This window comes from Polyangium mundeleinium (genome assembly GCF_028369105.1).
Taxonomy (GTDB): Bacteria; Myxococcota_A; Polyangia; order Polyangiales; family Polyangiaceae; genus Polyangium; species Polyangium mundeleinium.
In genome coordinates, this window is record NZ_JAQNDO010000001.1 from 2,034,209 (window position 1) to 2,057,673 (window position 23,465).

Consider the following 23,465-nt stretch of genomic DNA (forward strand, 5'->3'; position numbering starts at 1 on the left):
GTCCCGCGAGCGCCGCTCACATCGAGAGTTCGAAGGAAGGCAGGACCTCGAGCGAATTCACGAGCACGGTCCCCTCGGCCGAGCGCGCGACGAGCCGGATCCCCATCTGCATCGCCGGCTTCTCCGGCGACTCGCCCGCCGCGGCCTCTTCCTCGGGGATCTCGGGATCCTCGGCGGGCGCGCCCTCGGCGCTCTCCTCCTCGGGCTCCGCGCCGCCCGTCGGGGCCGTCGTCGCGCCTTTCTCCTCCAGCGCGTCGTCTGCCTCCGAGATGAACTCGAGCCCGAGATCCTCGACGTCATCCATGGCCGCTCTCCCGATCAGAACCCGTAAAACTCCGCGAGCGCCTTCTGCGTCGCCGCGTCGTACTTCCCCGTCACGCCGAGCTTTTGAATGCGCTGGAAGAACTCGATCGCGGCCGTGGTCTCGTCGCCGAGCTCGCCGTCGAGCTCGCCGCGGTAGAGGCCGAGGTTGTGGAGGCGCGTCTGCGCGCCGCGGATCGTGTCGATCGGATCGATGTCACCGAGCACCAGCGTGTACGTCTGTTGCCTGCGCGGCAGCGTCAGCACGAGGTCTTTCTGATCCGACGGCACCTCGGCTTCGAGCATCCCTTCGCCCGAGGTTTTTCCTTCGATCTCGTGCTCGCCGAACTCGATCCGGTAGGGCTCGTCCTTCAGCGGCTCGCGGTTTGCCGTGAGCCGGAGGTGGACCTTGATGCGCTCGCGGTGGATCACGAACCGGTGCGCCTTGCCCGTCTCGATCGGCGACTGCCGCGGCTTCGCCTTCGGCACCGTCACCTTGTCGCCCGGCGCGAGCACGTTCGGATCTTTGCGCGTCTTGCGCAGCGCCGCGTTCTCCGGCGCTTCCCATACCGTCTTCCAGGGGACGCCGTACTGCGCCGCTATGGTGGCGATGCACTCCCCCGGTTTGACCTCGTGTGTCGTGCCTGCCATGGAGATCCGCCGACGATGATACACGCCGCGGCGCCCGATCACTCCATCAAAAAACCCATCCGCGCAAAGCGCAGGAGTTTTTGCTCGGTGATCTCGGCGAAGACCTCGCCGTCCACGCAGGGCGCGCCGTTCATCTCCACCGACACCACGCCGCGCCGCGCGTCTTCGAGCGCCGCCGCCGTGAGCGCCGCGGCGTCGCGCGTTCCATCCATGCGCGCGAGGATCACCCGATCGAACGAGTCGACCTGCACGCCTTCGTGCAGGAGCGTGGTGCAAAACGGGCTGCCGATGCTCGCCTGATAACGGGCGAACGGGAAGGCGCGTGGTCTTTCGTCGGGCGCCCGGGCCGCGGGCTTCGCCGAGGCCCAGAGCCGGATCGCGCCCTTCGTGTAGAGCCCGAGCAGGTTCCGCGCGAGCCGCGCCCGCGCCTCGCCCTCGAATGCGGCGAGCCCGAGCTTCTCGCCGGTCTCCCAGGCGAGCGCGTCGAACGAAAGCCCGCCCGGCGCATACGCGGCGAGCGCGACGAGCGCGGCCTTGAGCGTCGCCTGGTCCGTGCCGATCGCGCCGCCTGGCCCGACGAACGTCTCCTCGACGCCCTCGGCGAGGTCCGGCGCCGTGGCCCCCGGCGAGAGCGGCGAGGCGAGCACGAGCGAAGCGAGGCGATCGGCCGAGACGCGAGGCGAGAGCGGCGCGTCGTCGCGGCAGAGGATGGCGCGGCGAAAACACCGGAGCTCGAGGAGGTCGAGCTGCTGCTGGACGGCGACGAGATCGTTTCCTGCCCGCGCGCGCACGGCCTCGGCGGCGGCGGGCCCGAGGCGCTCGGGGAAGACCAGCGGCACCTGGGCGTCGGTGACGAAGGCGAGCCCGGCGTCTTTCATGTCGCGGGCGAAATCGGCGAAGTACTCGGCGCGGTTGTAGGCGACGAGGTGCTCGCCGAGCAGGTAATGGTCCGAGAGCTCGGCGATTGTCTCGAGCTCGCTCGCGAGCCAGGCGCGTGTGGGATCGGAGCGGAGTGTCTCCGTGCCGAGGAAGCGCAAAAAGGCGCGCGCTTTTTCCACGCGCTCGGCGGCCGAGCCTTCGGCGGAGACCTCGCGGCGGAGCATGTCGCGGATCGCGCCGCGCAGGTGCCAGCCGGGGAGGGTATTGAAGCTGATGTACGCGAGCCCGTGGGGCGCGAGGTGGCGGCGGACGACGCGTCGAATGGCTTCGCGGGCGTCGTCGGGGACCCACGAGTAGACGCCGTGGCAGAGGATGTAATCGAAGGCGTGGGGCTCGTCCTCGAATTCGCGGATGTCGGCGAGGTGGAGCGCGACGTTGCGGAGGCGTGCGCCCTCGGCGTGTTTGCGGGCGATGGCGAGGGAGTCTTCGGCGCGGTCGAGGGCGACGAAGCGGCTCTCGGGGAAGGCGGCGGCCATGGGCAGGATGTTGCCGCCGGTGGCGGTGCCGATCTCCAGGACGCGGGAGCGGGCGGGCAACGCGGGCCGGAGGCCGAAGAGGACGCCGATCGCGCCGAGGTGGTCGGGGTGCGTCTCGGCGAAGGGCAGGGCCTCGTAGAAATAATCCTCGTTCGCGACGGCCACGCGCGTCCTCCGGAAGGGCGGGCCACCTTGGCGGGATCGGGGAGCGGGCGCAAGTGTTTGCCTTGAAGGGCCGATAGGCCGCATGCTGCGCGCTCGCCGGTCGCGCGTATGGATGGGCTCTCGTTGATTCTGGTCGCCGTGGTCTCCGCGCTCGCGCTCGTGATCGGGGTGCTCTTGCGGTCGCGGGGGGCGCTCGCGCGGGAGCTCGGGGCCGCGCGGGAGGAAGCGCGGGCGCTGTCGAAGGCCGCCGCCGAGGCGAAGAAGGCGTTGCCGGAAGCGGAAGCGGCGGCGGAAGCGGAAGCGGAAGCGGCGGCGGAAGCGGAAGCGGAAGCGGCGGAGGCGGCGGCGGCGGCGGAAGCGGCGGCGGCGGCGGAAGCACGAGCGGACAGGTTCGAGCGCGAGCTTCAGGAGGCTCGCGCGAGTGCCGAGAAGGCGTCTGACGAGTTACGGGAGGCTCGCGCGAGCGCCGCGAAGGCGTCTGACGAGTTACGGGAGGCTCGCGCGAGCGCCGCGAAGGCGTCTGAGGAGGTCCGGGAGGCTCGCGCGAGCGCCGCGAAGGCGTCTGAGGAGGTCCGGGAGGCTCGCGCGAGCGCCGCGAAGGCGTCTGGCGAGGTCCGGGAGGCTCGCGCGAGTGCCGAGAAGGCGTCTGGCGAGTTACGGGAGGCGCAGAAGAGGTGCGAAGAGCTTGAACGGCAGCTCGCGGAGGCCCGCGACCGGACCGACGGCCGGGCGGGGGACCTCTCCGCGGCGAGTCGCCGCATTGAGGAGCTCGGCCGCGCGCTCCGGCAAGCCGAGCAGGACGCCGAGACCCTCGCGACGCAGAAGGACGCGTTCGCCGCGGAGGTGCGCGCGCTGCGGGACGAGCTGGAGCGGCGGAAGAAGGCGGCGGAGCAGGCGGCCGCGGCGGCAGCGGCGGCCGAGGGGAAGCCGCTGTCCGCGGCGCCGTCGCGAAGGCCGGGGAAGCAGGCGCCACCGCCGGAGCCGGTGACGGCGTTCTTTTGTTTGATCTGCGGGGAAGGGAGCGCGGGGACGAAGCCGCATCGGTGCCTCGTGGAAGAGGCGGAGCTGAAGAAGAAGGCGGCGGCGGGGAAGCGGTAGGTGGGGCGGGGGCGGGAGGGGCGCGGCCCGCAGGACGAGCCTGCGGGCTGCGAGGGGGTTACTGGAAGCTCGCCGCGCCGATGGCCTGGACGTTCGCGCTGATGCCGCCGACGGCGGCCGGCGTGGTCCAGGTGCTGCCGCTCAGGCGCGCGTGCTTGAGGGTGCCGCTTTCGCTGAAGAGCAGCTCCGCGTTCTGGCTGCCGATGCCCGGGACCACGACGGGGGGCGCGGAGACCGTGTAGTTGGCGTTCGCGACCTTCGCCGCCGCTGTGTTCCAGCCGTTCGTCCCGTTGTAGATGACGGAGTAGAGCCAGCTACTGTCGCTGGTGTTCCGGTAGACGAGGACCGCACCGTTGTTCGCGAGCGGCGCGAGTGCCGGCCGGAGGTTCGTGGTCGACTTGTCGCCGCCCGCGCCATAGCGGACGGTGAGAGGCGTCGACCAGACCCCGCCCGCGTACCGGGACCAGACGATGATGTTGCTATACACGAACGTCATCAAGAGATCGCCGCCGCTGAGTCGGATGATGTTCGGCTGGATCGCCGTGTCTGCTGTGACCCCGCTGGTGATCGCGGCCGTCGCCCAGGAGCCGTTCGTTCGGAACTGGAAGAACACCTTGGAGGAGTCTTGTTCCGGGAACACCAGCACCGCATCACCCGTGGCGCTGCGGAGGAGCCACTCGAGGTCGTGGACCGTCGCGTCCGTCGGCGCCCCGGTCAACTGGTAGGGCGTGAGCCACTTCGACGACGACGGCGAACCGATGTGCCGGATCGTGTGGTACTTGCCCATGCCAGGGCCCGGGTGGCGGAATGCGACTTCCGCCACGGGACCGAACGCGCTGATCACGGGGTTCCCGCTCGCCTTGGGGCTCTCCGGGACATACTCGATCTCGGTCCAGGTACCGATGGTGCCGTTCCATCGGGTGAACAACAGCTCGTCGGTGCCGTAGCCGTAGCGGACGACGCCGATGGCGTGGCGTGTGGTCGTGATGGCGAGGGACGGCGTACCCACCATGACGTTGATCCCGAACGCGAACGATCCGATCGTCCAGCTCGACCCGTTGTACACAGCGCTCTGCATGCTGTACGGCGGCGAGGCCGTCCCGGATGTGACGAGCGCGAGGAGGGTCGGGCAAACCTGGCAACTCGCGCCCCCGCAATCGAGGCCCGTCTCCGTGCCGTCCTTCAAGCCGTTCTTGCACGTCGAAGACACGCAGAGGCCGCGGTCGCAGGTGTTGCTCACGCAATCGCCGTTGACCGCGCACGCCTTACCATTGCTGCAATCCGTTGCGCAGGTGCCGCCGCAGTCGACGTCGGTCTCGTCGCCGTTCATGACGCCGTCGTCGCAGGTGGCCGCCACGCAGACGCCGCCCGAGCACGCGCCCGATGGGCAGTCGTCGCCGTTGTTGCAGGTCTTCGTGAACGCGCACTTCGTGGGACAACTGCCGCCGCAATCGACGTCCCCCTCGATGCTGTTCTTCACGCCGTCGCCGCAGGTGGCCGCCTGGCACGTCCCGCCTGTGCAGACCTTCGAGACACAGTCGTCGCCGCCACCGCAGCTCTGGGCCACGCACTTATTGCCCGAGCAGGTGCTCGTGCCGCATTCGGCGACGCTCGTGCAGTAGATGCCCGCATCGACGCACTTCACCGGGCAGTGGTGGCCGCAGTCGACGTCGCTCTCGTCGCCGTTCTTGATGCCGTCGTCGGGGCAGCAGTAGGGCCCGTTGTCGATGAGTCCGTCACAATCTTCGTCGAGCAAGGTGCAGGGCTGCTCGCGCCCCGCCGCCTGGTTCTGGTTGCAGGCGACCACGCCGCCCTCGCAAGCGGTGGTGCCGGCCGCGCAGACGCCGAGCAACCCGGTGGCGCAAGCCATGCCGCCGCCCGGGTTGCCGTCGTCCACGCTGCCGTTGCAGTCGTTGTCGAGCCCGTCGCACACCTCGGACGACGGTATCACCGTATCCGGGCATTCAACGCTCCCGCTCGAACAATCCGTGAGCCCCTGGGCGCACTCCCCTTGCTTCCCCGGCACGACGCACGGCTGCCCGTCGCACGGGGCCGACTGGCAGACCTCGTCCAGGCAATACCCCTGTGTGCAATCCCCGTCGACCACGCACGCATCGCCAGGCTCGCACTTCGGGCACTTCGCGCCGCCGCAATCGACGTCCGCCTCGTCGCCGTTCGCGACCCCGTCGCTGCACGTCGGCGCGCCGCACGCACCGTTCTGGCAAATCTTGTCCTTGCAATCGCCGGAGAGCTTGCACGACTTGCCGGTGCCGCACGGCGGACAGTCGCCGCCGCCGCAATCCACGTCCGTCTCCGTGCCATTGTACTTGTTGTCGATGGCGCACGTGGCGCCTTCGCCGCCGCCGCCGCCCATCCCTCCGGCGCCGCCCATCCCTCCGGCTCCCCCCATTCCACCAGCGCCGCCCGCCCCGCCCGTCCCCTCGATAAGCTCGTACGGTTCGTCGTACCCGAGGACCTGCGCGCAAGCCTGCAAGGTGAACAGCCCGGCCGCCAAGCAGAGCCCGAAACCTCGACGCGATCGCATCAGAACGTTCCCTTCAATCCCAGCGAGACCGCACTCGGCCCGACGTCGAAAGTCGCTGCCCGCACGCCCGTCTTGACCGGGCCTTTGGTTTCACCACCCCCGCCCATGACCACCATCACGATACCCGCCGCCACGCCGACGACGCCCACCCCGAGCCCCACCGTCGCCACGGTGGAGAGGGTCCGCCCCTGCTCCACGGCATCCATCCCGGCCTGGTTGCACTGCGTCCCCTTGCAATTCGCGTCGACGTCCGCCTTCTTCGCCACGGCGAGCCCGCCTGTCACGCCATACGTCACGAGCCCCGCGACCCCGATGCCCAGCGCGACGAACCCCCCGGTCCGCAGCCCGCTGCCTCGGCTCGCCGGCGCGACGGGCGTTTCGGGCTCCTTGGGCTTCTCGGCGACGTTCGGCACGAGCGGCGGCGGCGGCTTCGGATTCGCCGCGGGCTCGGGCGCCGGCAACACGAGCTCCAGCGTCTTCTTTTCGCCGCGCGCGACGCTCACCTTCGTCTCGACGGCCTTTGCGCCCGGGACCTCCAGCACCACGACGTGCTCGCCGGGATCGATCGGCAATGAAATGCCGAGCATGGCGGCGCCCATCGGAGTGCCGTCGCGAAGGACCCGCGTCCCGGCGGGGGCGGCCGGAGGCAGGACGATCAAAAGCTCGGGGACCTCCTTCGAGAGCGTCTCCTTTTGCGCCGATGCTTTTTGCGCACGATCCGCTTGCTTCTTCTGTTGCTCGGGCGTCATGCGGTCGTACGCCCGCAAGTAATCCTCGTAATGGGCGACGGCCGTCGCGATGCGACCCGCGTTCATCTCGCAATAGGCGAGCGTGTACAGCGTCCCGGGGCGTGGATCGAGCCGCTGGCTCTCCGCGATGTGGGGACAGGCGACCGCGAATTGCTGCGCCTCCATCTCGGCGACGCCCTTCCGGAAGAGCGCTTCGGCCGCGGCCACGTCCTGCGCCGGTGCCTCGCGCGCCGACGCGAGCAGGCCGAGGCACACCATCCCACCCAGGATCGATCGTGCGTTCGTCATGTGCATTCTTCTCACCGTCATCAGTCCCGCATGGAGTCGCTCGGTGCTGATGTTCCGACAGGCTTCGCCGACGGTGGGCCACGTGGCCGCGGTCGCGTGCCCCGAGAATCGGGCGTGTATGCCCACCGGCGCCCTACTCACTTTTCGAGGTTTGGGCCAAGAAACTGGCGACAGGGCCTCGTGGAGGAGGCCGAGCGGGCGATGGGGGCGGCGGTGACGGGAAGCGAGAGGGGCGCGAGGGCGGGAGAGGGCGGGCCCGCAGGACGAACCTGCGGGCCCGGAGGCGGGTCAGCGGAAGCTTGCTGCGCCCATGGCCTGGACGTTCGCGCTGATGCCGGCGACGGTGGCCGCCGTAATCCAGGTCGAGCCGCTCATGCGCGAGTGCTTCAGCGTTCCGCTTTCGATGAAGAGCAGCTCCGCGTCTTGCCCGCCGATGCCTGGAACCACGACGGGAGGCGCGGTGACCGTGTAGTTGGTGTTTGCGACCTTCGTGGCCGCCGTGTTCCAGCCGTTCGTCCCATCGTAAATCAGCGAGTAGAGCCTGTTGCTGTCGGTGGTGTTCCGGTAGACGAGGACCGCGCCGTTGTTCGCGAGCGGCGCCAGACCCGGCCGGAGGTTCGAGTTCGACTTGTCGTTGCCCGAGCCTACATTGCGGGCGACAACAGGCGCCGACCAGGCCCCGCCCGAGTACCGGGAGAAGGAGATCTGGTTGGCGCTGTTCACGAACGTCATCAGGAGATCACCGCCGCTGAGGCGGATGATGTTCGGCTGGATGGTGTTGGTCGCCGTGACGTCGCCGGTGGTCGCGGCCGTCGCCCAGGAGCCGTTCGTCCGGACGTGGGCGAAGATGTCGGAGGTGCCCTGCTCGGGGAACACCAGCGTCGCATCCCCCGTGGCGCTGCGGAGGAGCCAGTCGAGGTCGTGGACCGTCGCGTTCGTCGGCGTCCCGGTCAACTGGTAGGGCGTGAGCCACGTCGACGACGCCGGCGAACCGAGGTGCCGGACCGTGTGGTACTTGCCCAGGCCGGGGCCCGGGAAGCGGAATGCGAGCTCCGCCAGGGGACCGAACGCGCTGATCACGGGGGTCCCGTTTGCCTTGGCGCTATTCGGAAGACCCGTGAACGGCGCCCAGGCCGCGGCAGGGCTCAGCCCGTTCCACCGGGTGAACAGCAGGTCGTCGGTGCCGTTGCGGACGACGCCGATGGCGTGGCGTGTGGTCGTGATGGCAAGGGAAGGTGTCCCCACCACGGTGGTGGTGGCGAACGTCCCGCTCGACCATGTCGACCCGTTGTAGAAGGTGCGCTGGATGGCGTACGGCGAACTCGTCCCCGACGTGACGAGCGCCAGGACGGCCGGGCAGACCTGGCAATCAGGGCCGCCGCAATCGGTGGCCGTCTCGCTGTTGTTCAGCGTTCCGTCCTTGCACGCCGCCGGCACGCAGAGGCCACGGTCGCAGGTGCCGCTCAAGCAATCGCCGGCGACCCCGCAAGCCTTCCCATTGCTGCAATCCGTGGTGCAGGAGCCGCCGCAGTCGACGTCGGTCTCGCTGCCGTTCAGGGAGCCGTCGTCGCAGGCGGCCGCCATGCAGACGCTGCCCACGCACGCGCCCGATTCGCAGTCGGCGTGCTCGCTGCAGGTCTTCGTGAGCGCGCACTTCTTCGGGCAGATGCCGCCGCAATCGATGTCGCTCTCGATGCCGTTCTTCACGCCGTCGCCGCAGGTGGCCGCCTGGCAGGTGCCGGTCGTGCAGACGCCCGACATGCAGTCGTCGCCGTCGCCGCAGGTCTGGGCCGCGCACTTGTTGCTCGCGCCGCAGGTGCTCGATCCGCATTGCGCGCTGGTCGTGCAGTCGATGCCCGCGTCGGCGCACTTCACAGTGCAGGTGCCGCCGCAGTTGATGTCGCTCTCGTCGCCGTTCTTGATGGTGTCGCTGGGGCAGCAGAACGGCCCGTTGTCGACGATCCCATCGCAATTGTTGTCGAGCCCGTCGCAGGGGGTCTCGGCCGAGGATGCCACGTTCTGGTTGCAGACAGACGTGCCGCCCGTGCAGGCGGTGGTGCCTGCCGCGCAGACGCCCAGCAGACCCGTGCTGCACGGCATACCGCCGCCCGGATTGCCGTCGTCCGCGGTGCCGTCACAGTTGTTGTCGAGCCCGTCGCAGAGCTCGGTCGACGCCGTCGCGTTCTGGTTGCAGACGATCGTGCCACCCGAGCACGCTTCCGTACCCGCCGCGCAGACGCCGAGCAGGCCCGTGGTGCAGGCAGCGCCGCCGCCCGGGTTGCCCTCGTCGATGGTGCCGTCGCAGTCGTTGTCGAGGTTGTCGCAGAGCTCGGCCGACGCCGGCGTGTTCGCGTTGCATGCGATCGCTCCGCTCGTGCAGGCGGTCGTGCCTGCCGTGCAGACGCCCGGCAGACCCGTGGTGCACGGCATGCCGCCGCCCGGGTTGCCCTCGTCCTTCGGGCCGTCGCAATCGTTGTCGAGGTTGTCGCAGATCTCGGCCGAGGACGGCGTGGTCTGGTTGCAGACGATCGACCCGCTCGAGCAGCTCGTCGTGCCTGCCGCGCAGACGCCCTGCTGCCCCGTGCTGCAGGCCTGACCGCTGCCCGGGTTGCCTTCGTCGATCTGGCCGTCGCAGTCGTTATCGAGCCCGTCGCAGAGCTCGGCCGAGGACTGCACGTTCTGGTTGCAGGTGATCGAGCCGCCCGTGCAGGCGGTGGTGCCTGCCGCGCAGACGCCCTGCTGACCCGTGGGGCACGGCATGCCGCCGCCGGGGTTGTCCTCGTCCTTCTGGCCGTCGCAGTCGTTGTCGAGGTTGTCGCAGACCTCGGGCGAGGACGCCGTGGTCTGGTTGCAGATGAGCGCGCCATTCGAGCACGCTCTCGTACCCGCCGCGCAGACGCCTTGCTGGCCCGTGGTGCAGGCGACGCCGCCGCCCGGGTTGTCCTCGTCGACCTGGCCGTCGCAGTCGTTGTCGAGCCCGTCGCAGATCTCGGCCGAGGACGCCGTGGTCTGGGTGCAGACGGTCGCGCCATTCGAGCACGTGGTCGTACCCGCCGCGCAGACGCCTTGCTGGCCCGTGGTGCAGGCGACGCCGCCGCCCGGGTTGTCCTCATCGATCTGGTTGTCGCAATCGTTGTCCTTGCCGTCGCAGGTCTCCGCCGTCGGCTGCACGTTCTGGTTGCAGGCGATGGAGCCGTTCGTGCACGCGGTCGTGCCCGGCGCGCAGACGCCCGACTTGCCCGTGGTGCAGGCGACGCCGCCGCCCGGGTTGCCGTCGTCCACGACGCCGTTGCAGTCGTTGTCCTTGCCGTCGCAGACCTCGGTCGAGGGCTGCACGTTCTGGTTGCAGACGGGCGCGCCATTCGAGCACGCGGTCGTACCCGCCGCGCAGACGCCTTGTTTGCCCGTGGTGCAGGCGGCGCCGCCGCCCGGGTTGCCCTCGTCCGCGGTGCCGTTGCAGTTGTTGTCGAGGCCGTCGCACGTCTCGCTCGACGGCTGCAGGTTCTGGACGCAGGCGATCGAGCCATTCGAGCACGACGTCGTGCCCGCCGAGCAAATGCCCTGCTGGCCCGTGCTGCAGGCCGCGCCGCCGCCGGGGTTGCCCTCGTCGAGCTGGCCGTCGCAGTCGTTGTCCTTGCCGTCGCACGTCTCGGCCGTCGACGTCACCGTCTGCTGGCAGACGACGCCGCCGCCCGAGCAGATCGTCGAGCCCTTGGCGCATTCGCCGAGCTGCCCGGAGACCGTGCAGGCCATCCCGGCGCCAGGGCTCCCTTCATCGACGCTGCCATTGCAGTTGTTGTCCTTGCCGTCGCAGATCTCCGCGCTCGGCTGGACGTTCTGGTTGCAGAGGATCTGCCCCGCCTGGCAGGCCGTCGTGCCCGCCGCGCAGACGCCCTGCTGCCCGGCCACCGTGCAGAACTGGTTGCCGCCGGGGTTGCTCTCGTCCGTTTGTCCGTCGCAGTCATTGTCGAGGCCGTCGCAGAGCTCGGTCGTGGGCTGGTTGTTCTGGTTGCAGACGGTCGAGCCGCCCGTGCACGCGGTCGTGCCCGCCGCGCAGACGCCCACGTTCCCCGTGTTGCACGCCACGCCGCCGCCCGGGTTGCCGTCGTCGACCGACCCGTTGCAGTTGTTGTCCTTGCCGTCGCAGATCTCCGGGATCGACTGGACCGTCTGCGTGCACGAGAGCACGCCGTTCTGGCAGGCGAAGATGCCCTTCGCGCACTCGCCATTGAGCCCGCCGACCGTGCATGCGCCGCCGCCGCCCGGGTTGCCTTCGTCGACCTGCGCGTCGCAGTCGTTGTCGATGCCGTCGCAGGCCTCGGGCTGCGGGTTCACCGTCTGCTTGCAGATCGCCGACCCGCTGACGCATTCGAACACGCCCGCGGAGCAGATGCCCGGCTTGCCCGTGTCGCACGGGACGTTGCCGCCCGGGTTGCCTTCGTCGACCTGCGTGTCGCAATCGTTGTCCTGGCCGTCGCAGAGCTCGGGCGAGGGGAACTTCGTCTGCGCGCAGCTCAGCGCGCCGCTCGTGCACTTGATGACGCCGACGCCGCAGACGCCCGTCTGGCCCTGGACGTTGCAGGTCGCGCCGCCGCCCGGATCTCCCTCGTCGACGGACCCGTTGCAGTCGTTGTCGAGCCCGTCGCAGAGCTCCGCGATGGGCTGCTTGTTCTGCGCGCAGATGACGACGCCGTTCTGGCAGGCGGTCGCGCCCTTGGCGCATTCACCTTGCAGGCCGGCCACCGTGCAGGGCGCCCCCGTCCCCGGCACGTTGTCGTCCGTGGCCCCGTTGCAATTGTTGTCCTTGCTGTCGCAGATCTCGGCCGTCGGGGTCACCACCTGCGCGCAGACGATCCCGCCGCCCTGGCAGTTGGTCACGCCGTTCGCGCACACCCCGAGCTGCCCCGGGACCGTGCAGGGTTGCCCGCTGCCCGGGTTGCCGTTGTCGATGATGCTGTCGCAGTTATCGTCGATGCCGTTGCAGAGCTCCGTCGCCGGCGCCGCGGGGACGCAGGTGAGTTTGCCCGTCTGGCACTTCGTCTTGCCATTCGCGCACGCGCCCACGGCGTCGGACGCGTTGCAGGGGGCCTGTCCCTCGGGATCTCCGTCGTCGATCGCGCCGTTGCAATCGTCGTCGACGCCGTTGCAGAGCTCCGTCGTGGCCTGCACGTTCTGCTGGCATTCGACGCCGCCGTTCACGCACGCCGTGACGCCGTCCTTGCAGGGGCCGGGTTTGCCCGTATTGCAGACCTCACCGCCGCCCGGGCTCCCCTCGTCCACGAGCCCGTTGCAGTTGTCGTCCTTGTTGTTGCAGAGCTCGGCGACCTGGAAGCTCCCGTCGTCGACGACGTGGTTGCAATCGTTGTCCTTGCCGTCGCAGAACTCGTCCTTGGGCTTCACCTGACCGATGCAGGGACCCCAGTTGCCCTCGATGCACTCCTGCTCGCCGGCCTTGCACTCCGGCGTCACGCCGCCCATGGGGCTGATCTCTTCGCTGTCCACCCCGCCCGGGCCGTCGTAACAGGACTGCTTCGTCCCCTTCGCGCAGAGGTAGCCGTCGTCGGTCTTGCCGTCGCAGTCGTCGTCCGCCCCGTTCCACGACTCGGTGCCGGGCACGACGTCGCCGTCGCAGTCCCCCCACATGCCGTTGGCCTGGCATTTCTGTGTACCGCTTCGACAAACGCCGACGCCTTCCGTGCCTTCGGGGCCTCCGTAACACGCCGTCGAGGGCTCACCCGGCGTACACGGGCAGTTCTCGTCGACCTTGCCGTCGCAGTCGTTGTCTCGGCCGTCGCCGCATTCCTCGGTCGACGGGAGCACCTTGCTGTCGCACTGGGACCACGCGCCGGCGGTGCAGATCTGCGTACCGCGCTTCATGCAGAGGCCGAACTTCGACTCGTCCGTCGAGCCGTTGTAACACTCCTGCGTCTCTCCCGCCTCGCAGGGACAACCCTCGTCGACGTTGCCGTCGCAGTTGTTGTCGATGCCGTCTTTGCAGACCTCCTGCTCGTTCGCGGTTCCCTCGACGCACTCCGTCGGCAGCCCGTTGAGGCAGCGCTCGTCCTTGTCGAGGAAGACGTGGCAGGCGCCCTGGCCACACTCTTGTGGATCGATCGAGAGGTCGGTGCAGGGGTTGGGATCGTAACTCGTGTCGATCCCGAGGATGTTCGTACAGCTCGCGACGAGCCCCCCACCCAAGAGCACGATCGCCCAGTGATTGAAGCGTTTCTTGCTCATCATCGAACCTCGACCTCCACTGCCCGAGCCCCATCGTCCGCGCCACGCCCGACGCGGTGCTCGCCACGCTCCGAAGGATCCAAGACGCCAGCGTGAAAGCTGCACCGTGCACGCGCCGGGGAGCTCACCGATGGGACCAGGAAGCAAGGAAAGGGAGCCACTGTGACGCATGCTACGGCACACTTGCGCACAGGTACAAGCAGATCCACACGATCGCGGCGCGGGGGATACGCTGTGCAATTTGTTACGATCCTGGAATGGGCCCCGGTGCGCGCCGGGGCAGGAGGGCGCGGGCCCAGGCTTTGCGTGTATCCGCGCGGGGGCCCGAGAGGCCGTGTTCCGAGACAACCTCGCGGGCTCGCGGCGGATAACGTTGCGGCGCGCGGTCGGTCCACGATATGTGGATGAGAAACATCATGAACACGAGATGGACAGGGCTCTTCACGTCGATCCTCACGGGTGTGCTCGGCGCCGGCTCGATGGGCTGCGAGCTCGTGGCAAACGTGGATCGAAGCCAGATCGACCAGAATCCACCCGGCTCGGAGGTCGTCTGCGGGGACGGGACCCTCGCCACGAGCGAAGCCTGCGACGATGGCAACACGGCGGCCGGTGACGGCTGTTCGGGCACGTGCGTGGTCGAGGACGGGTTCGCGTGCACCGGGACGCCGAGCGCGTGCGCCGACGTGGACGAGTGCGCGGCGGGTACGGACGACTGCGATGAAAACGCGACCTGCACGAACGCGGAGGGCTCGTTCACCTGCGCGTGCAAGGCGGGGTTCACGGGCGACGGCGCGACGTGCACGAACGTGGACGAGTGCACGGATGGCACGGCCAACTGCGGCGCAAACGCGACGTGCGCGGATACGCCCGGCTCGTTCACGTGCACCTGCGACACCGGGTACACCGGCGACGGCGTGACGTGTACGAACGCCGACGAGTGTGCCGATGGCACGAACAACTGTGACGCGAACGCGACGTGCACGGATACGGTCGGCTCGTTCGTCTGCGCGTGCAACGCGGGATTCTCGGGCGACGGCGTGACGTGCACGAACGATGACGAGTGCATGCTCGGCATCGACAACTGCGACGCAAACGCGACGTGCATGGATACGCCCGGCTCGTTCGCCTGCGTCTGCAACGTGGGCTACATGGGCGACGGGCTTTCGTGCACGAACGCCGACGAGTGCATGCTCGGGATGGATAACTGCGACGCGAACGCGACGTGCACGGACACGGTCGGCTCGTTCGTCTGCGCGTGCAACGCGGGGTTCTCGGGCGACGGCGTGACGTGCACGAACGATGACGAGTGCATGCTCGGCATCGACAACTGCGGCGCGAACGCGACGTGCATGGACACGCCCGGCTCGTTCGCCTGCGCCTGCAACACGGGATATGCGGGCGACGGCGTGACGTGCACGAACGTCGACGAGTGCATGCTCGGGACGGACAACTGCAGCGCGGACGCGACGTGCACGGACACGGTCGGCTCGTTCGTCTGCGCGTGCAACGCGGGGTTCTCGGGCGACGGCGTGACGTGCACGAACGACGACGAGTGCGCGCTCGGCATCGACGACTGCAGCGCGAACGCGACGTGCACGGATACGCCCGGCTCGTTTACCTGCGCCTGCAACGCGGGGTATGAAGGCGACGGCGTGACCTGCACGCTGCTGCCGGCGAGCTGCAAGGCGATCAAAGCCGCGACGCCCGCCGCGACCGACGGCGACTATGTCATCGATCCGGACGGCACCGGCCCCACGCCTTCGTTTACCGTGCGTTGCGACATGACCACGGCGGGCGGCGGCTTCACGCTCGTCTTCAACGACGGCCCCTCGTTCGACCCGAGCCTCGTCGGCGCGGGCGCGGAGACCGGGTACACGACGAACTACGTGAACAGCGCGTACGCGACGGTGCCGATCACGGCCGACGTGCTGCTCGACGCCTCCGACACGGCGATCAGCGCGAACGATCAGGAAGTGCGGACCCTCATCGCGGGGCTCCCGGCGGCGACGCTCGGTCAAACGATGCGTGAGCTCTTCGCCGCGGGCGGGCCGTTTTATTTCGACGCGGAGGACAACGCCAACGTGACGAACACGTTCGCCGGCGGCGTCACCTGCGGGACGCTCGCGAAGTGGGACGACTACCGGAGCATTCTCTGCGGCACGTCGGTGCTCGTGGCGCGTGATCCGTCGGGCCCGTCCTGCCCCGGAACGACGTTCGCGTTTGGCATCGATACGAGTTACAGCACCGCGCTCGACAACTGCGCCGGCTGGCCGCAAGCGCCGAACGAGAGCGGGACGAACTACTTCCCGGACAACGTCCGCGTCTGGGTGCGCTGAGCGACGCCCGCCCCCCTCCACGCTCGCCGCGCGGGGGAGGGGGGCGTTTCACGCGGTGCTAGAAGCTCCAATCGATTTCGACGCCGCCCCTGCCCGGGCTCGCCGCGGCGTTCACGCGCAACCGAGGCTCCGTCGAACCGAATTTCGAGGGCGGGGGCTCCGTGAGATACAGAATGACGCCGGCCGCCAGGGCGCCGAGGCCGACAGGCAGAGTGACACTGCTGACGATCCCGGTGATTGCCGCGGTGTCCTTGGCGCCCTCTCCGGTCGGATTGCAGATCCTGCCGCTGCAATTCTTTTCGATGGGCTCCTTCTGCGCCCAGGTGACGACCCCCGTCACGATACCGCCGAGGATGCCGACGGCGCCCACGCCGCCGAGCGTGTAGGCCATGACGCGGCGCCCCGAGATCCCCGGGTCGAGCGCCGGCATCATCGAAGGCACGGGTTGCAGGGGTTTCGCCTTTTTGGTGGGATCCCCGGACTCGGTCGCCGGCGGCATGGTCACGTTGACCACCTGGTTCTCCCCTTCCTTCACGCTGAACTTCGTGAACGAGGAGGGACGGCCCGGGATCTCGGTCGTGAGCACGTGCTCGCCGGGGTCGATCGGGAGGGGGATGCCAATGGCCAGCGGGATGAGCGGGCCTCCGTCGAGCGGCTTGCGGAGCACACGCGTCGTCCCCGGGGCGTCACGCGGGACGCGCAAAATGACCTTGGGGAGCCGCTTTTCGAGCTCCTGCCGGCGCGCCGATGCGGTCTCCTCGTTGTCGCGCTCCGCCTTTTGCTCGAGGTCCGAGAGCTGCCCGAACGCGTTGAGGTAATCGTCGTAGTGCACGGCCGCCGTCGCGATGCGGCCCCACTTGTCGTAACACGTGGCGAGCCAGAAGAGCGTGGATGCGCGCGGATCGTCGCGGTAGGCCGCCTTGAACGCGGGGCAGGCCGTCACGAAGTTCCCGGCGTCCATCTCCGCACGCGCCGTCTGCACCGCGACCTGCGACGCTCCCGCTTGCGGCGCGCCTGCCGCGGGCTCGTCCGCCAGGGCACGCCCGGTCATCGTGCAGAGAGCGACGCCTGCGAGAATCAGCGATACGAGACGCATCGTTTGCGATGTTACAGGCGGATCCGATGGCGGATCAAGAACAATACAAGCGCGCGGCGACCGCCCTCGCCTTGGCCGCCGGAGGCCATCGCGGCCGCCGGCTTGTACGCGGCGTGAAACTTTGAGAACGTGGACACGCGTCAGGGGCGCGAGCGATCACGCCGTCCGCGCGTCGGGCGGGAAGGGGAGCACGAAGGTATGGCGACCGTCCGTCACATGATCGGCTTCCGCTGCGCGGACCACGCGCTTGCGGGCAGCGTTGCCGCGGCGTCTCGTTGAGGGGTCCCATGCGGCGGCCCTGGAACCGTCTCCTCTCCACGGCGCTCGCGGGCGCGCTCGTTGCCCTGACCACGCCGGCCGCGGCGCGCCCGGAGGACCCTGCGCCGTCCGCGCCGCTGCCCGTGCCCGCGCGCGAGGACACGACAATCATCATTGAAGACAAACCCTCCGCGCCGCCGCGCGCGGCCCTGCGGCCGACGCCGACCGCGCCTGCGCCCGCGCCGAAAGAGCCGCCGCCGGCGCGCGCGCCCACCGTGCCGTATAGCCTCGGCCTCCTCGGCCTCGGCGCGGCGTTCGTCGTGACGGGCGGCGTCCTCATGGGGGTCGCGGCCACGCACGTCGAGCGCTGCGGGGTCGCCGGTTGTTATGACGTGCTCGATCCGAAGCTCGCGTTCATCGGCCAGCTCGTGCTCGCCGGCGGCATCGGCATGAGCCTCACCGCCGGCACGGCGGCGGCCGTGGGGCTCGTGGCCGACCGAAGACCCGGCCCCCGCCGGAGCGACCATTTCACGGAGATGGGCATCTTCGCGGTGGCCCTCGGCGCGGGCCTCGCCGGCGTGAGCCTCGCATCCGCCATGGCCCATGACGAGCATCTCGACGGCTTACCGGCCCCGTTCGTCCCCCGGGCCCTCGCCTTCGCGCTCGCGAGCACCGCCGCGGGGCTCGGCTTCTGGATTTACGGCGGGCGTGACGCGCCGAGCTCCACCGCCGCATCCTTGCGCGTGGGGCCGACCTCGGCGCATTTCACGGTACATTACTGACCCGCCATGGCCCCCCGCTCCTCCGCCGCGCCCCTCCTCGCTGCGTCCCTGTCCGCGCTCGTGCTCGTCGCTTGCCGCGGCGAAGGAGGCAGCGTGCGCGTCGACTTCCTGAACCCCGAAGTCGAGCTCTCCACGGGCGTGGACGGCCGCGTTCACCTCGACGGCGCGTTCGACCTCACGGCCACCCTCTCCACGTGGAGCGACGAGACCGAGGCCGAGATCTGGCTCGACAAACTCGACGTGACCACGCCGGACGCCCCAGTCTTTCCGGTCGTCGGCGAGATCCGCGTGCCCGAGGGCGCGTCTTTGTTCCCGCTCGCGGTCGAGGCCTACAACGACAGCACGGTCCGCGTCCCTTTCACGGGCACGAGCCTGGAGACGCCGGGCGACGAGCTCGCATGGCTCTGCTCGATCGGCCGGCCCATGGAGCTCCAGGGCGCCGTGTACGACGCCGAGACCGGCTCCTTCCAGTCGTTTTATGACGCGGCGTCGCAGCTCCAGGGACCGAGGCACGAGATCACGTTTTCCCGCAAGGACGCCGCCTCCCGGCCGCTCCCGCCGCGCTTCGCGTCGAGCCTCCCGCAGGGCTTGGGCGGCCTCACCGAGCTCGACGTCGAGCACGCGTGGGGCGGGTTCGTCCTCGGCGGCTCGCTCCTCGCGAACCTGAACCTCGGGGATCGGCAGATCTCCGCAGACGGCGCGGGCGACGTCGTGCTCGTCCGTTTCGACGCGCAGGGAAACGTCCTGTGGGATCACAAGTTCGGCAACGTTGGCATGGAAGGGATCTCCTCCCTTTCGCAGCGCGACGGGGCGGATCTCTTCGTGGGAGGGCATTACGACTACACGATCGATCTCGGGGCCGGCGTGCTCCAGAACCCGACCAGCGGATACGGCTATTTCGTCGCGCGCATGTCGGACACAGGCTCGACCGTGTGGAGCACCGGATTCATCGAGGACGTGGCTCCTCCGCGCACCCTTTGCACCTTGCCCTACCCGCGTATCGCAGCCCGCCCGGACGGCGGCGTGAGCTTCGTGAAGAGCCTCCACGGATGGATCTCGTTCGCCGGCGGCCCGATCGAGGCGACGCCGCCCGTGGACGACTGCGGCCCGGACCTGCTCGTCGCCGCGTACGACGCCGCGGGCGCGCTGCTTTACGCGAACCGCTTCGGCGATGCGTACGAGCAGCAAGCGATCGACGTCGCGGTCGACGACGAGGGCACCACCTGGCTCGTGGGCGTCTCCGAGGGCGTGCTCGATTTCGGCCATGGCCTGCCGCCGATCGTGGGGCCTGGGATCGTCACGCCGCCGGAGGCAAGGCTCTTCGTCGCGGCGTTTGATCCCCAAGGCACGCCGATCCTCGCGCGGGACCTCGGGCACGTCCTGCTTCGCCCGAGCCACCAGGTGCGGCTCGCAGTGCGGCCCGGGGGCGGGGTCGTGGTGGCGGGGGCTTTTACCGGCGTGATCGACGTCGGAATGGAGCCGCTCGTGAGCACGGGCCCGGGCGACGATGGGTTCGTCGTGGCGCTCGACGCGACCGGCAGTCCGATATGGGGGCAGCACTTCGATCACCCGGCGAGCGCGGTCCTGGAGGCGTTCGCGCTCGCCGACGTGGCCGTCGCCGAGGACGGGCGCGTCGTGCTCGCGGGCCGCGCGACGTCGGGGTTTCGCATCGGCGGGCAGCCGCTCCCGGGCGGCACCTCGACGTTCGGCGGGGGCCTCGGGAGCGCGCTGTTCGCGTTGGTCCTCGACCCCGCGGGCGCGCCGCTCGGCCATCGGATCCTCTCGTGCAACGCGGGGCGGTTCGCTGCCCTCGACGTGGGGGCGGGCGAGGTGTCGCTCGTGAGTGCGGTCCTCGGGTATTCCGAGGGGAAGGACGGGCTCCTTCCTCGCAACGACGGCGCTTTGTGGATGGGCCGGCTCGCGCTGGATCCTTGAGCGACGTCCCCCCGCGCTTCTTCACGAAGGGTTGGTCGTCCAACGAATCGCGCGGGGCGCGTTACTTCTTGGCGGGAGCGGGCGCGGGCGCGGGAGCAGGTGCGGCGGCAGGCGCAGCGGCGGGCGCGGCGGGCTCGGCGCCGTGGCCGGCGTGCGGATCGCTCGCGGCGGCCTCGGGATCGACCGAGATGCCCTTGCGGGTCGTCTTCGTCAGCGGGCCTTCGAGGGGCTTGCCGTCCTTGTCGACGAGCTCGACCGTCACCTCGTAGTCGCCCTTCGGCAGGTTCTTCGCGACCTTCGGGGCCCACGTGGTGAACTCGCCCGTGAGCGGCGTGGCGAGGCCCGCGCCGGCGATCGTGTATTTGACCTTCTCGCCTTTGTCGAGCGCCGTGCCGAAGAGATAGAAATCGAGGAGCAGCTCCTTGCCCATCGCGCCCTTGTTTTCGCCCTTGGGGCGGCTGTAGACGACGTGGGGCTTCTTCGGGTCGAACGCGCTCTTGCCCTTCTTGCCGACCCAGAACGTCACGAGCTGCTGCGCGCCCTTGCCCTTGACCGACTCGTGCGTCGCGCGGCTCGCGAACGCGACGAGCGTGTGCTCGCCCTCCGTGAGCTCGGTGCCCGCGGGCAGCAGCTCGGAGACCTTCACGGGCTTTTTCGTGTCGTAGATCGCCTTGTACGGGAGGTCGTCGAGGATCAGGTGGACGTGCGGCCCCTTCTCGACCGTGGCCCAGTCCTTCACGTCGAGCTTGATCTCGAAGTCCTTCGCCTTGGCCAGGTCGCCGATCGACGCGTCGTTCTTCGGCGCCGTGATCTTCACGCTCGGCAGCGGCTTCGGGTCCTCGCTCGGCTTCATGTCCTCGACGACGGGCGGCGGCGGCGCGGGCTTCTTCGCCTCGGTCGTCGTCGTCGTCGTCGTCGTCGTGGCCGCGGGCTCGGGCGTCGGCACGGCCGTCGTCTCGGCCGGCTTCGCCTCTTCCTGCGACGGTTCCTTCACCTCGGTCTCCGCGCCGCCGCACGCGAAAGCGCTCACGACGAGGGAGAGCATCCCGACAAACGATACCGTGGTTTTCATGGCTCGCCCCTCTAACGCGAAGGCGGGCCCGCGTCGAGGGTGGACGACGGGTTTTTCGTCCCCCGTGCCCTCCGTTCAGGGGGCGCAGTCACGCGCGTCCCGCGCGCAACGGAAACCCCAAGACCTCGCGGCGGGCCGCGGGGGACGCGAAGCCCCATAGGGCGGCCATGACGTACCCGTCATCGACGGACCCGAAGCGCGCGCCGCGCAGCGCCGGGGAGGTTTGCCCGTGCGCGGTCGTGAACGTCAGAAGAAAAATGCAGCGCAACAACCCTCTTGATTGTCGCATTTGCCCGACGGCTCCGTGCACGTCCCGAGCAGCGACGTATCCGAGCGGCAGGTGCACTGCCACGTCCCGTCGCCGAGGCGCGTGCACGACGTGCGCAGCTCACCGACTCCTGCGCAGAACGTCGAGCTCGTACACGCGTCGCTCGCGGACGTGCCACTTTGCCCCGTGCACGCGGCCGTATCACTCCGCGTTTTTCCCTGCGCGCAGGCCCGGAACGCGTCTTCCTCGGCCTTGCAGCCGGCCGGCGGCACGACCTGCGTCGGCACACACGTGAAATCCGCTTTCTGATCCGCCCAGCATCCGAGCAGCGTTTCGAACGCGCTTTCACACGCCTCGTCCGTGTCGAGGTAGTCCGCGCAATCTTTCGCGCAGCTCGACCACACGAAGCATTTGATCTGCGAGACGTGGTCGCAGAGCTCGCCGCACCTCGCCGGCGGCAGCTTCGGCTCGCCGCCGCCGCTGCCGCCCGAGCCGCTCGTCGTCGTGGAAGAGGGAGGGGGCTCCTCCGCGCCGCATGCGAGAAGCCCCTGCAACGTCCCGAAGACGAGGATTGTCCAGACAATTCCGATCCGCATCGAGCGACTATAGGCCGGCGCGGCCATCCCGGAGAAGCGTGTTGCTCAGCGTTTCCGGAGCTCCTCTGGCACGCGGGCAAACGTCTCGGGGGCTTCGGCAGCCGCCCATGCGACCGTGGCCACAGCCCCGACGACCTGATCGAGGTCCTCCTTCGTGACCTTGTCGAGCGTGTCGTTCGCCGTGTGGTGGACGTCGAAGTACTTCGTCGCGTCCTGGTGCAGATCCACGATCGGCACGGCCGCGGCGTGCAGCGGGATGAGGTCGGCGCCGCCGCGCGCCGGGCCCTTGTCGTACTGGATCCCGAGCGGCGAAACGAGGCTCGCGATCCGCTCGGCCACGGGCCGCGAGGTGTCGGCGACGAGGAAGCGCGTCGTGTGCACGCGGCCGGAGCCGAGATCGATCTCCAGGGCGAGCTGGTGCTTGTCGAGCTCGGCCGCGTGGTCCTTGGCGTAGGCGACCGCGCCGCGCAGGCCGTTCTCCTCGTTGGCGAAGAGCACCACGCGGATCGTGCGTCGCGGCCGCGTGCCGAGGCCGAGCACGAGCCGCGCGGCCTCGACGACCGCCGCGCACCCGGCGCCGTCGTCGATCGCGCCTTGCCCGAGGTCCCACGCGTCGAGGTGCGCGCCGATCAGGACGATCTCGTCGGGCTTCTCGCGCCCCTTCACCTCGCCGATCACGTTCGCGCTCTCGGCGTCGGGCAGGAGCTTCGCCCCGAGCGAGAAGCTCACGCGCACGGGTTTGCCCTGACCGACCAGCCGCGCGAGGAGCTCCGCGTCGGGCACGGAGAGCGCGGCGGCCGGGATCTTGGGGACGTCTTTCTCGTAGCCCATGGCGCCCGTGTGGGGGAGCCTGTCGTGATCGGTGCCGATCGAGCGGAGGAGCACGCCGATCGCGCCCTTTTTGGCGGCGGCGACGGCGCCGCGGTGCCGGACGCCGGCGACCTTGCCGTAGCCCGAGCCGTCGCTCGTGCGGGTCATGGGGGCCGAGAAGAAGACGATCTTGCCTTTGACCTTGGCCTCGTCCATCGCCGCCATCGCGTCGAGCGACTCGACCATGACGATCTCGCCTTCGAGCCCCTTCGCGGGCGTCCCGACGCTCCCGCCGAGCGCGGTGAGCGCGAGCGGGTGCGCGTACGGCGCGACGATCCGGCCGCTCTCCGGGCCACGCTCCCAATGCGGGACCATGACCTTTTCGGCGCGCACGTTGTCGAGCCCCTTGTCCTTCAGGGTGCGGAGGGCCCAGGCGACGGCGGCCTTGTCCCCGAGCGACCCCGCGAGCCTCGGCCCGACCTCGTCGACGAGCGAACGAACCATGTCGTACGCGCGCGAGTCGACCTTCGCGGCGCTCTGGAGTTTGTCGACGTTCGGATCGCGGGGCACGGGGGCGGGAGCGGCGGCGGAAGCGGCGGCGGAAGCGGAAGCGGGAGCGGGAGCGGCGGCGGAAGCGGTCGCGGGAGCGGCAGCGGGCGCGGCGGCGGGTGTGGCGGCGCGTTCGGGCGTCGGGGTTTCTGCGGCCGAGCAGGCCGTGAGCGAGAGCGTGGCGAGGAGGAGGGCGCTTCGGGCAGACATCGCGGGGCGCGAGTTTGGCGCAAGTCGAGGGGGATGAAAATGGCTGGATCACGCTCGGCGAAAGCCTGTTCCTCGGAGCATCCGGCTTGCCGTGATTGTCCGGAG

14 protein-coding genes are annotated in these 23,465 nt (G+C 69.6%); 4 read left to right on the forward strand and 10 right to left on the reverse strand.

Annotation, left to right across the window (positions count from 1 at the left end; genetic code table 11):
* Positions 1-16 precede the first annotated feature (16 nt).
* From POL67_RS08260 to POL67_RS08270, 3 genes are read right to left on the reverse strand one after another with little or no spacing between them, the layout of a single operon-like run.
* On the reverse strand, positions 17-304 hold the full coding sequence (locus POL67_RS08260; protein WP_271916553.1) for a hypothetical protein: 288 nt from the start codon (positions 302-304) through the stop codon (positions 17-19).
* 14 nt (positions 305-318) lie between these two features.
* Entirely contained in the window at positions 319-951 is a 633-nt protein-coding gene (locus POL67_RS08265; protein ID WP_271916554.1) for a PGRP and LysM peptidoglycan-binding domain-containing protein, read from the reverse strand.
* A 38-nt stretch (positions 952-989) separates the two neighbouring features.
* Complete coding sequence (locus POL67_RS08270) at positions 990-2,531, reverse strand: methyltransferase regulatory domain-containing protein (protein ID WP_271916555.1); 1,542 nt, start codon at positions 2,529-2,531, stop codon at positions 990-992.
* Positions 2,532-2,654: 123 nt separating this feature from the next.
* Here POL67_RS08270 and POL67_RS08275 point away from each other — a divergent pair, with 123 nt between their 5' ends.
* On the forward strand, positions 2,655-3,629 hold the full coding sequence (locus POL67_RS08275; RefSeq protein WP_271916556.1) for a hypothetical protein: 975 nt from the start codon (positions 2,655-2,657) through the stop codon (positions 3,627-3,629).
* A 58-nt stretch (positions 3,630-3,687) separates the two neighbouring features.
* Here POL67_RS08275 and POL67_RS08280 read toward each other — a convergent pair whose 3' ends face one another.
* From POL67_RS08280 to POL67_RS08290, 3 genes are all read right to left on the reverse strand, one after another.
* On the reverse strand, positions 3,688-6,174 hold the full coding sequence (locus POL67_RS08280; protein ID WP_271916557.1) for a hypothetical protein: 2,487 nt from the start codon (positions 6,172-6,174) through the stop codon (positions 3,688-3,690).
* Positions 6,174-7,211 (reverse strand): outer membrane protein assembly factor BamD, encoded by a 1,038-nt coding sequence (locus tag POL67_RS08285; RefSeq protein ID WP_271916558.1) that lies wholly within the window; start codon positions 7,209-7,211, stop codon positions 6,174-6,176. Before POL67_RS08285 ends, POL67_RS08280 begins: the two co-directional genes overlap by 1 nt.
* A 288-nt stretch (positions 7,212-7,499) precedes the next feature.
* Positions 7,500-13,451 carry a MopE-related protein gene (locus POL67_RS08290; RefSeq protein ID WP_271916559.1) on the reverse strand — a complete coding sequence of 1,984 codons (5,952 nt, stop codon included), beginning with the start codon at positions 13,449-13,451 and terminating at the stop codon, positions 7,500-7,502.
* Positions 13,452-13,864: 413 nt separating this feature from the next.
* Between POL67_RS08290 and POL67_RS08295 the strand changes: the two genes are divergently transcribed.
* Complete coding sequence (locus tag POL67_RS08295; RefSeq protein WP_271916560.1) at positions 13,865-15,784, forward strand: EGF domain-containing protein; 1,920 nt, start codon at positions 13,865-13,867, stop codon at positions 15,782-15,784.
* Between the two features lie 58 nt (positions 15,785-15,842).
* Here the strand turns inward: POL67_RS08295 and POL67_RS08300 are convergent, their stop codons facing one another.
* Positions 15,843-16,880 carry a hypothetical protein gene (locus POL67_RS08300; protein ID WP_271916561.1) on the reverse strand — a complete coding sequence of 346 codons (1,038 nt, stop codon included), beginning with the start codon at positions 16,878-16,880 and terminating at the stop codon, positions 15,843-15,845.
* 287 nt (positions 16,881-17,167) lie between these two features.
* Here POL67_RS08300 and POL67_RS08305 point away from each other — a divergent pair, with 287 nt between their 5' ends.
* Complete coding sequence (locus tag POL67_RS08305; RefSeq protein ID WP_271916563.1) at positions 17,168-17,920, forward strand: hypothetical protein; 753 nt, start codon at positions 17,168-17,170, stop codon at positions 17,918-17,920.
* A 6-nt stretch (positions 17,921-17,926) separates the two neighbouring features.
* Positions 17,927-19,855, forward strand: a complete 1,929-nt coding sequence (locus POL67_RS08310; RefSeq protein ID WP_271916564.1) for a hypothetical protein — start codon at positions 17,927-17,929, stop codon at positions 19,853-19,855.
* Positions 19,856-19,916: 61 nt separating this feature from the next.
* Here POL67_RS08310 and POL67_RS08315 read toward each other — a convergent pair whose 3' ends face one another.
* The 3 genes from POL67_RS08315 to POL67_RS08325 form a co-directional block, all read right to left on the reverse strand.
* Entirely contained in the window at positions 19,917-20,927 is a 1,011-nt protein-coding gene (locus tag POL67_RS08315; protein WP_271916565.1) for a hypothetical protein, read from the reverse strand.
* A 246-nt stretch (positions 20,928-21,173) separates the two neighbouring features.
* Positions 21,174-21,791, reverse strand: coding sequence for a hypothetical protein (locus tag POL67_RS08320; RefSeq protein ID WP_271916567.1), 618 nt, complete (start codon positions 21,789-21,791; stop codon positions 21,174-21,176).
* 45 nt (positions 21,792-21,836) lie between these two features.
* Complete coding sequence (locus POL67_RS08325) at positions 21,837-23,360, reverse strand: M20/M25/M40 family metallo-hydrolase (RefSeq protein WP_271916568.1); 1,524 nt, start codon at positions 23,358-23,360, stop codon at positions 21,837-21,839.
* Positions 23,361-23,465 lie beyond the last annotated feature (105 nt).

What these genes read in the sequence shown, in the direction of transcription:
- POL67_RS08300 (WP_271916561.1), bottom strand. Translation starts at nt 16,880, where the DNA reads ATGCGTCTCGTATCGCTGATTCTCGCAGGCGTCGCTCTCTGCACGATG.
- POL67_RS08260 (WP_271916553.1), bottom strand. Translation starts at nt 304, where the DNA reads ATGGATGACGTCGAGGATCTCGGGCTCGAGTTCATCTCGGAGGCAGAC.
- POL67_RS08290 (WP_271916559.1), bottom strand. Translation starts at nt 13,451, where the DNA reads ATGATGAGCAAGAAACGCTTCAATCACTGGGCGATCGTGCTCTTGGGT.
- POL67_RS08315 (WP_271916565.1), bottom strand. Translation starts at nt 20,927, where the DNA reads ATGAAAACCACGGTATCGTTTGTCGGGATGCTCTCCCTCGTCGTGAGC.
- POL67_RS08265 (WP_271916554.1), bottom strand. Translation starts at nt 951, where the DNA reads ATGGCAGGCACGACACACGAGGTCAAACCGGGGGAGTGCATCGCCACC.
- POL67_RS08295 (WP_271916560.1), top strand. Translation starts at nt 13,865, where the DNA reads ATGAACACGAGATGGACAGGGCTCTTCACGTCGATCCTCACGGGTGTG.
- POL67_RS08325 (WP_271916568.1), bottom strand. Translation starts at nt 23,360, where the DNA reads ATGTCTGCCCGAAGCGCCCTCCTCCTCGCCACGCTCTCGCTCACGGCC.
- POL67_RS08285 (WP_271916558.1), bottom strand. Translation starts at nt 7,211, where the DNA reads ATGACGAACGCACGATCGATCCTGGGTGGGATGGTGTGCCTCGGCCTG.
- POL67_RS08310 (WP_271916564.1), top strand. Translation starts at nt 17,927, where the DNA reads ATGGCCCCCCGCTCCTCCGCCGCGCCCCTCCTCGCTGCGTCCCTGTCC.
- POL67_RS08320 (WP_271916567.1), bottom strand. Translation starts at nt 21,791, where the DNA reads ATGCGGATCGGAATTGTCTGGACAATCCTCGTCTTCGGGACGTTGCAG.
- POL67_RS08305 (WP_271916563.1), top strand. Translation starts at nt 17,168, where the DNA reads ATGCGGCGGCCCTGGAACCGTCTCCTCTCCACGGCGCTCGCGGGCGCG.
- POL67_RS08280 (WP_271916557.1), bottom strand. Translation starts at nt 6,174, where the DNA reads ATGCGATCGCGTCGAGGTTTCGGGCTCTGCTTGGCGGCCGGGCTGTTC.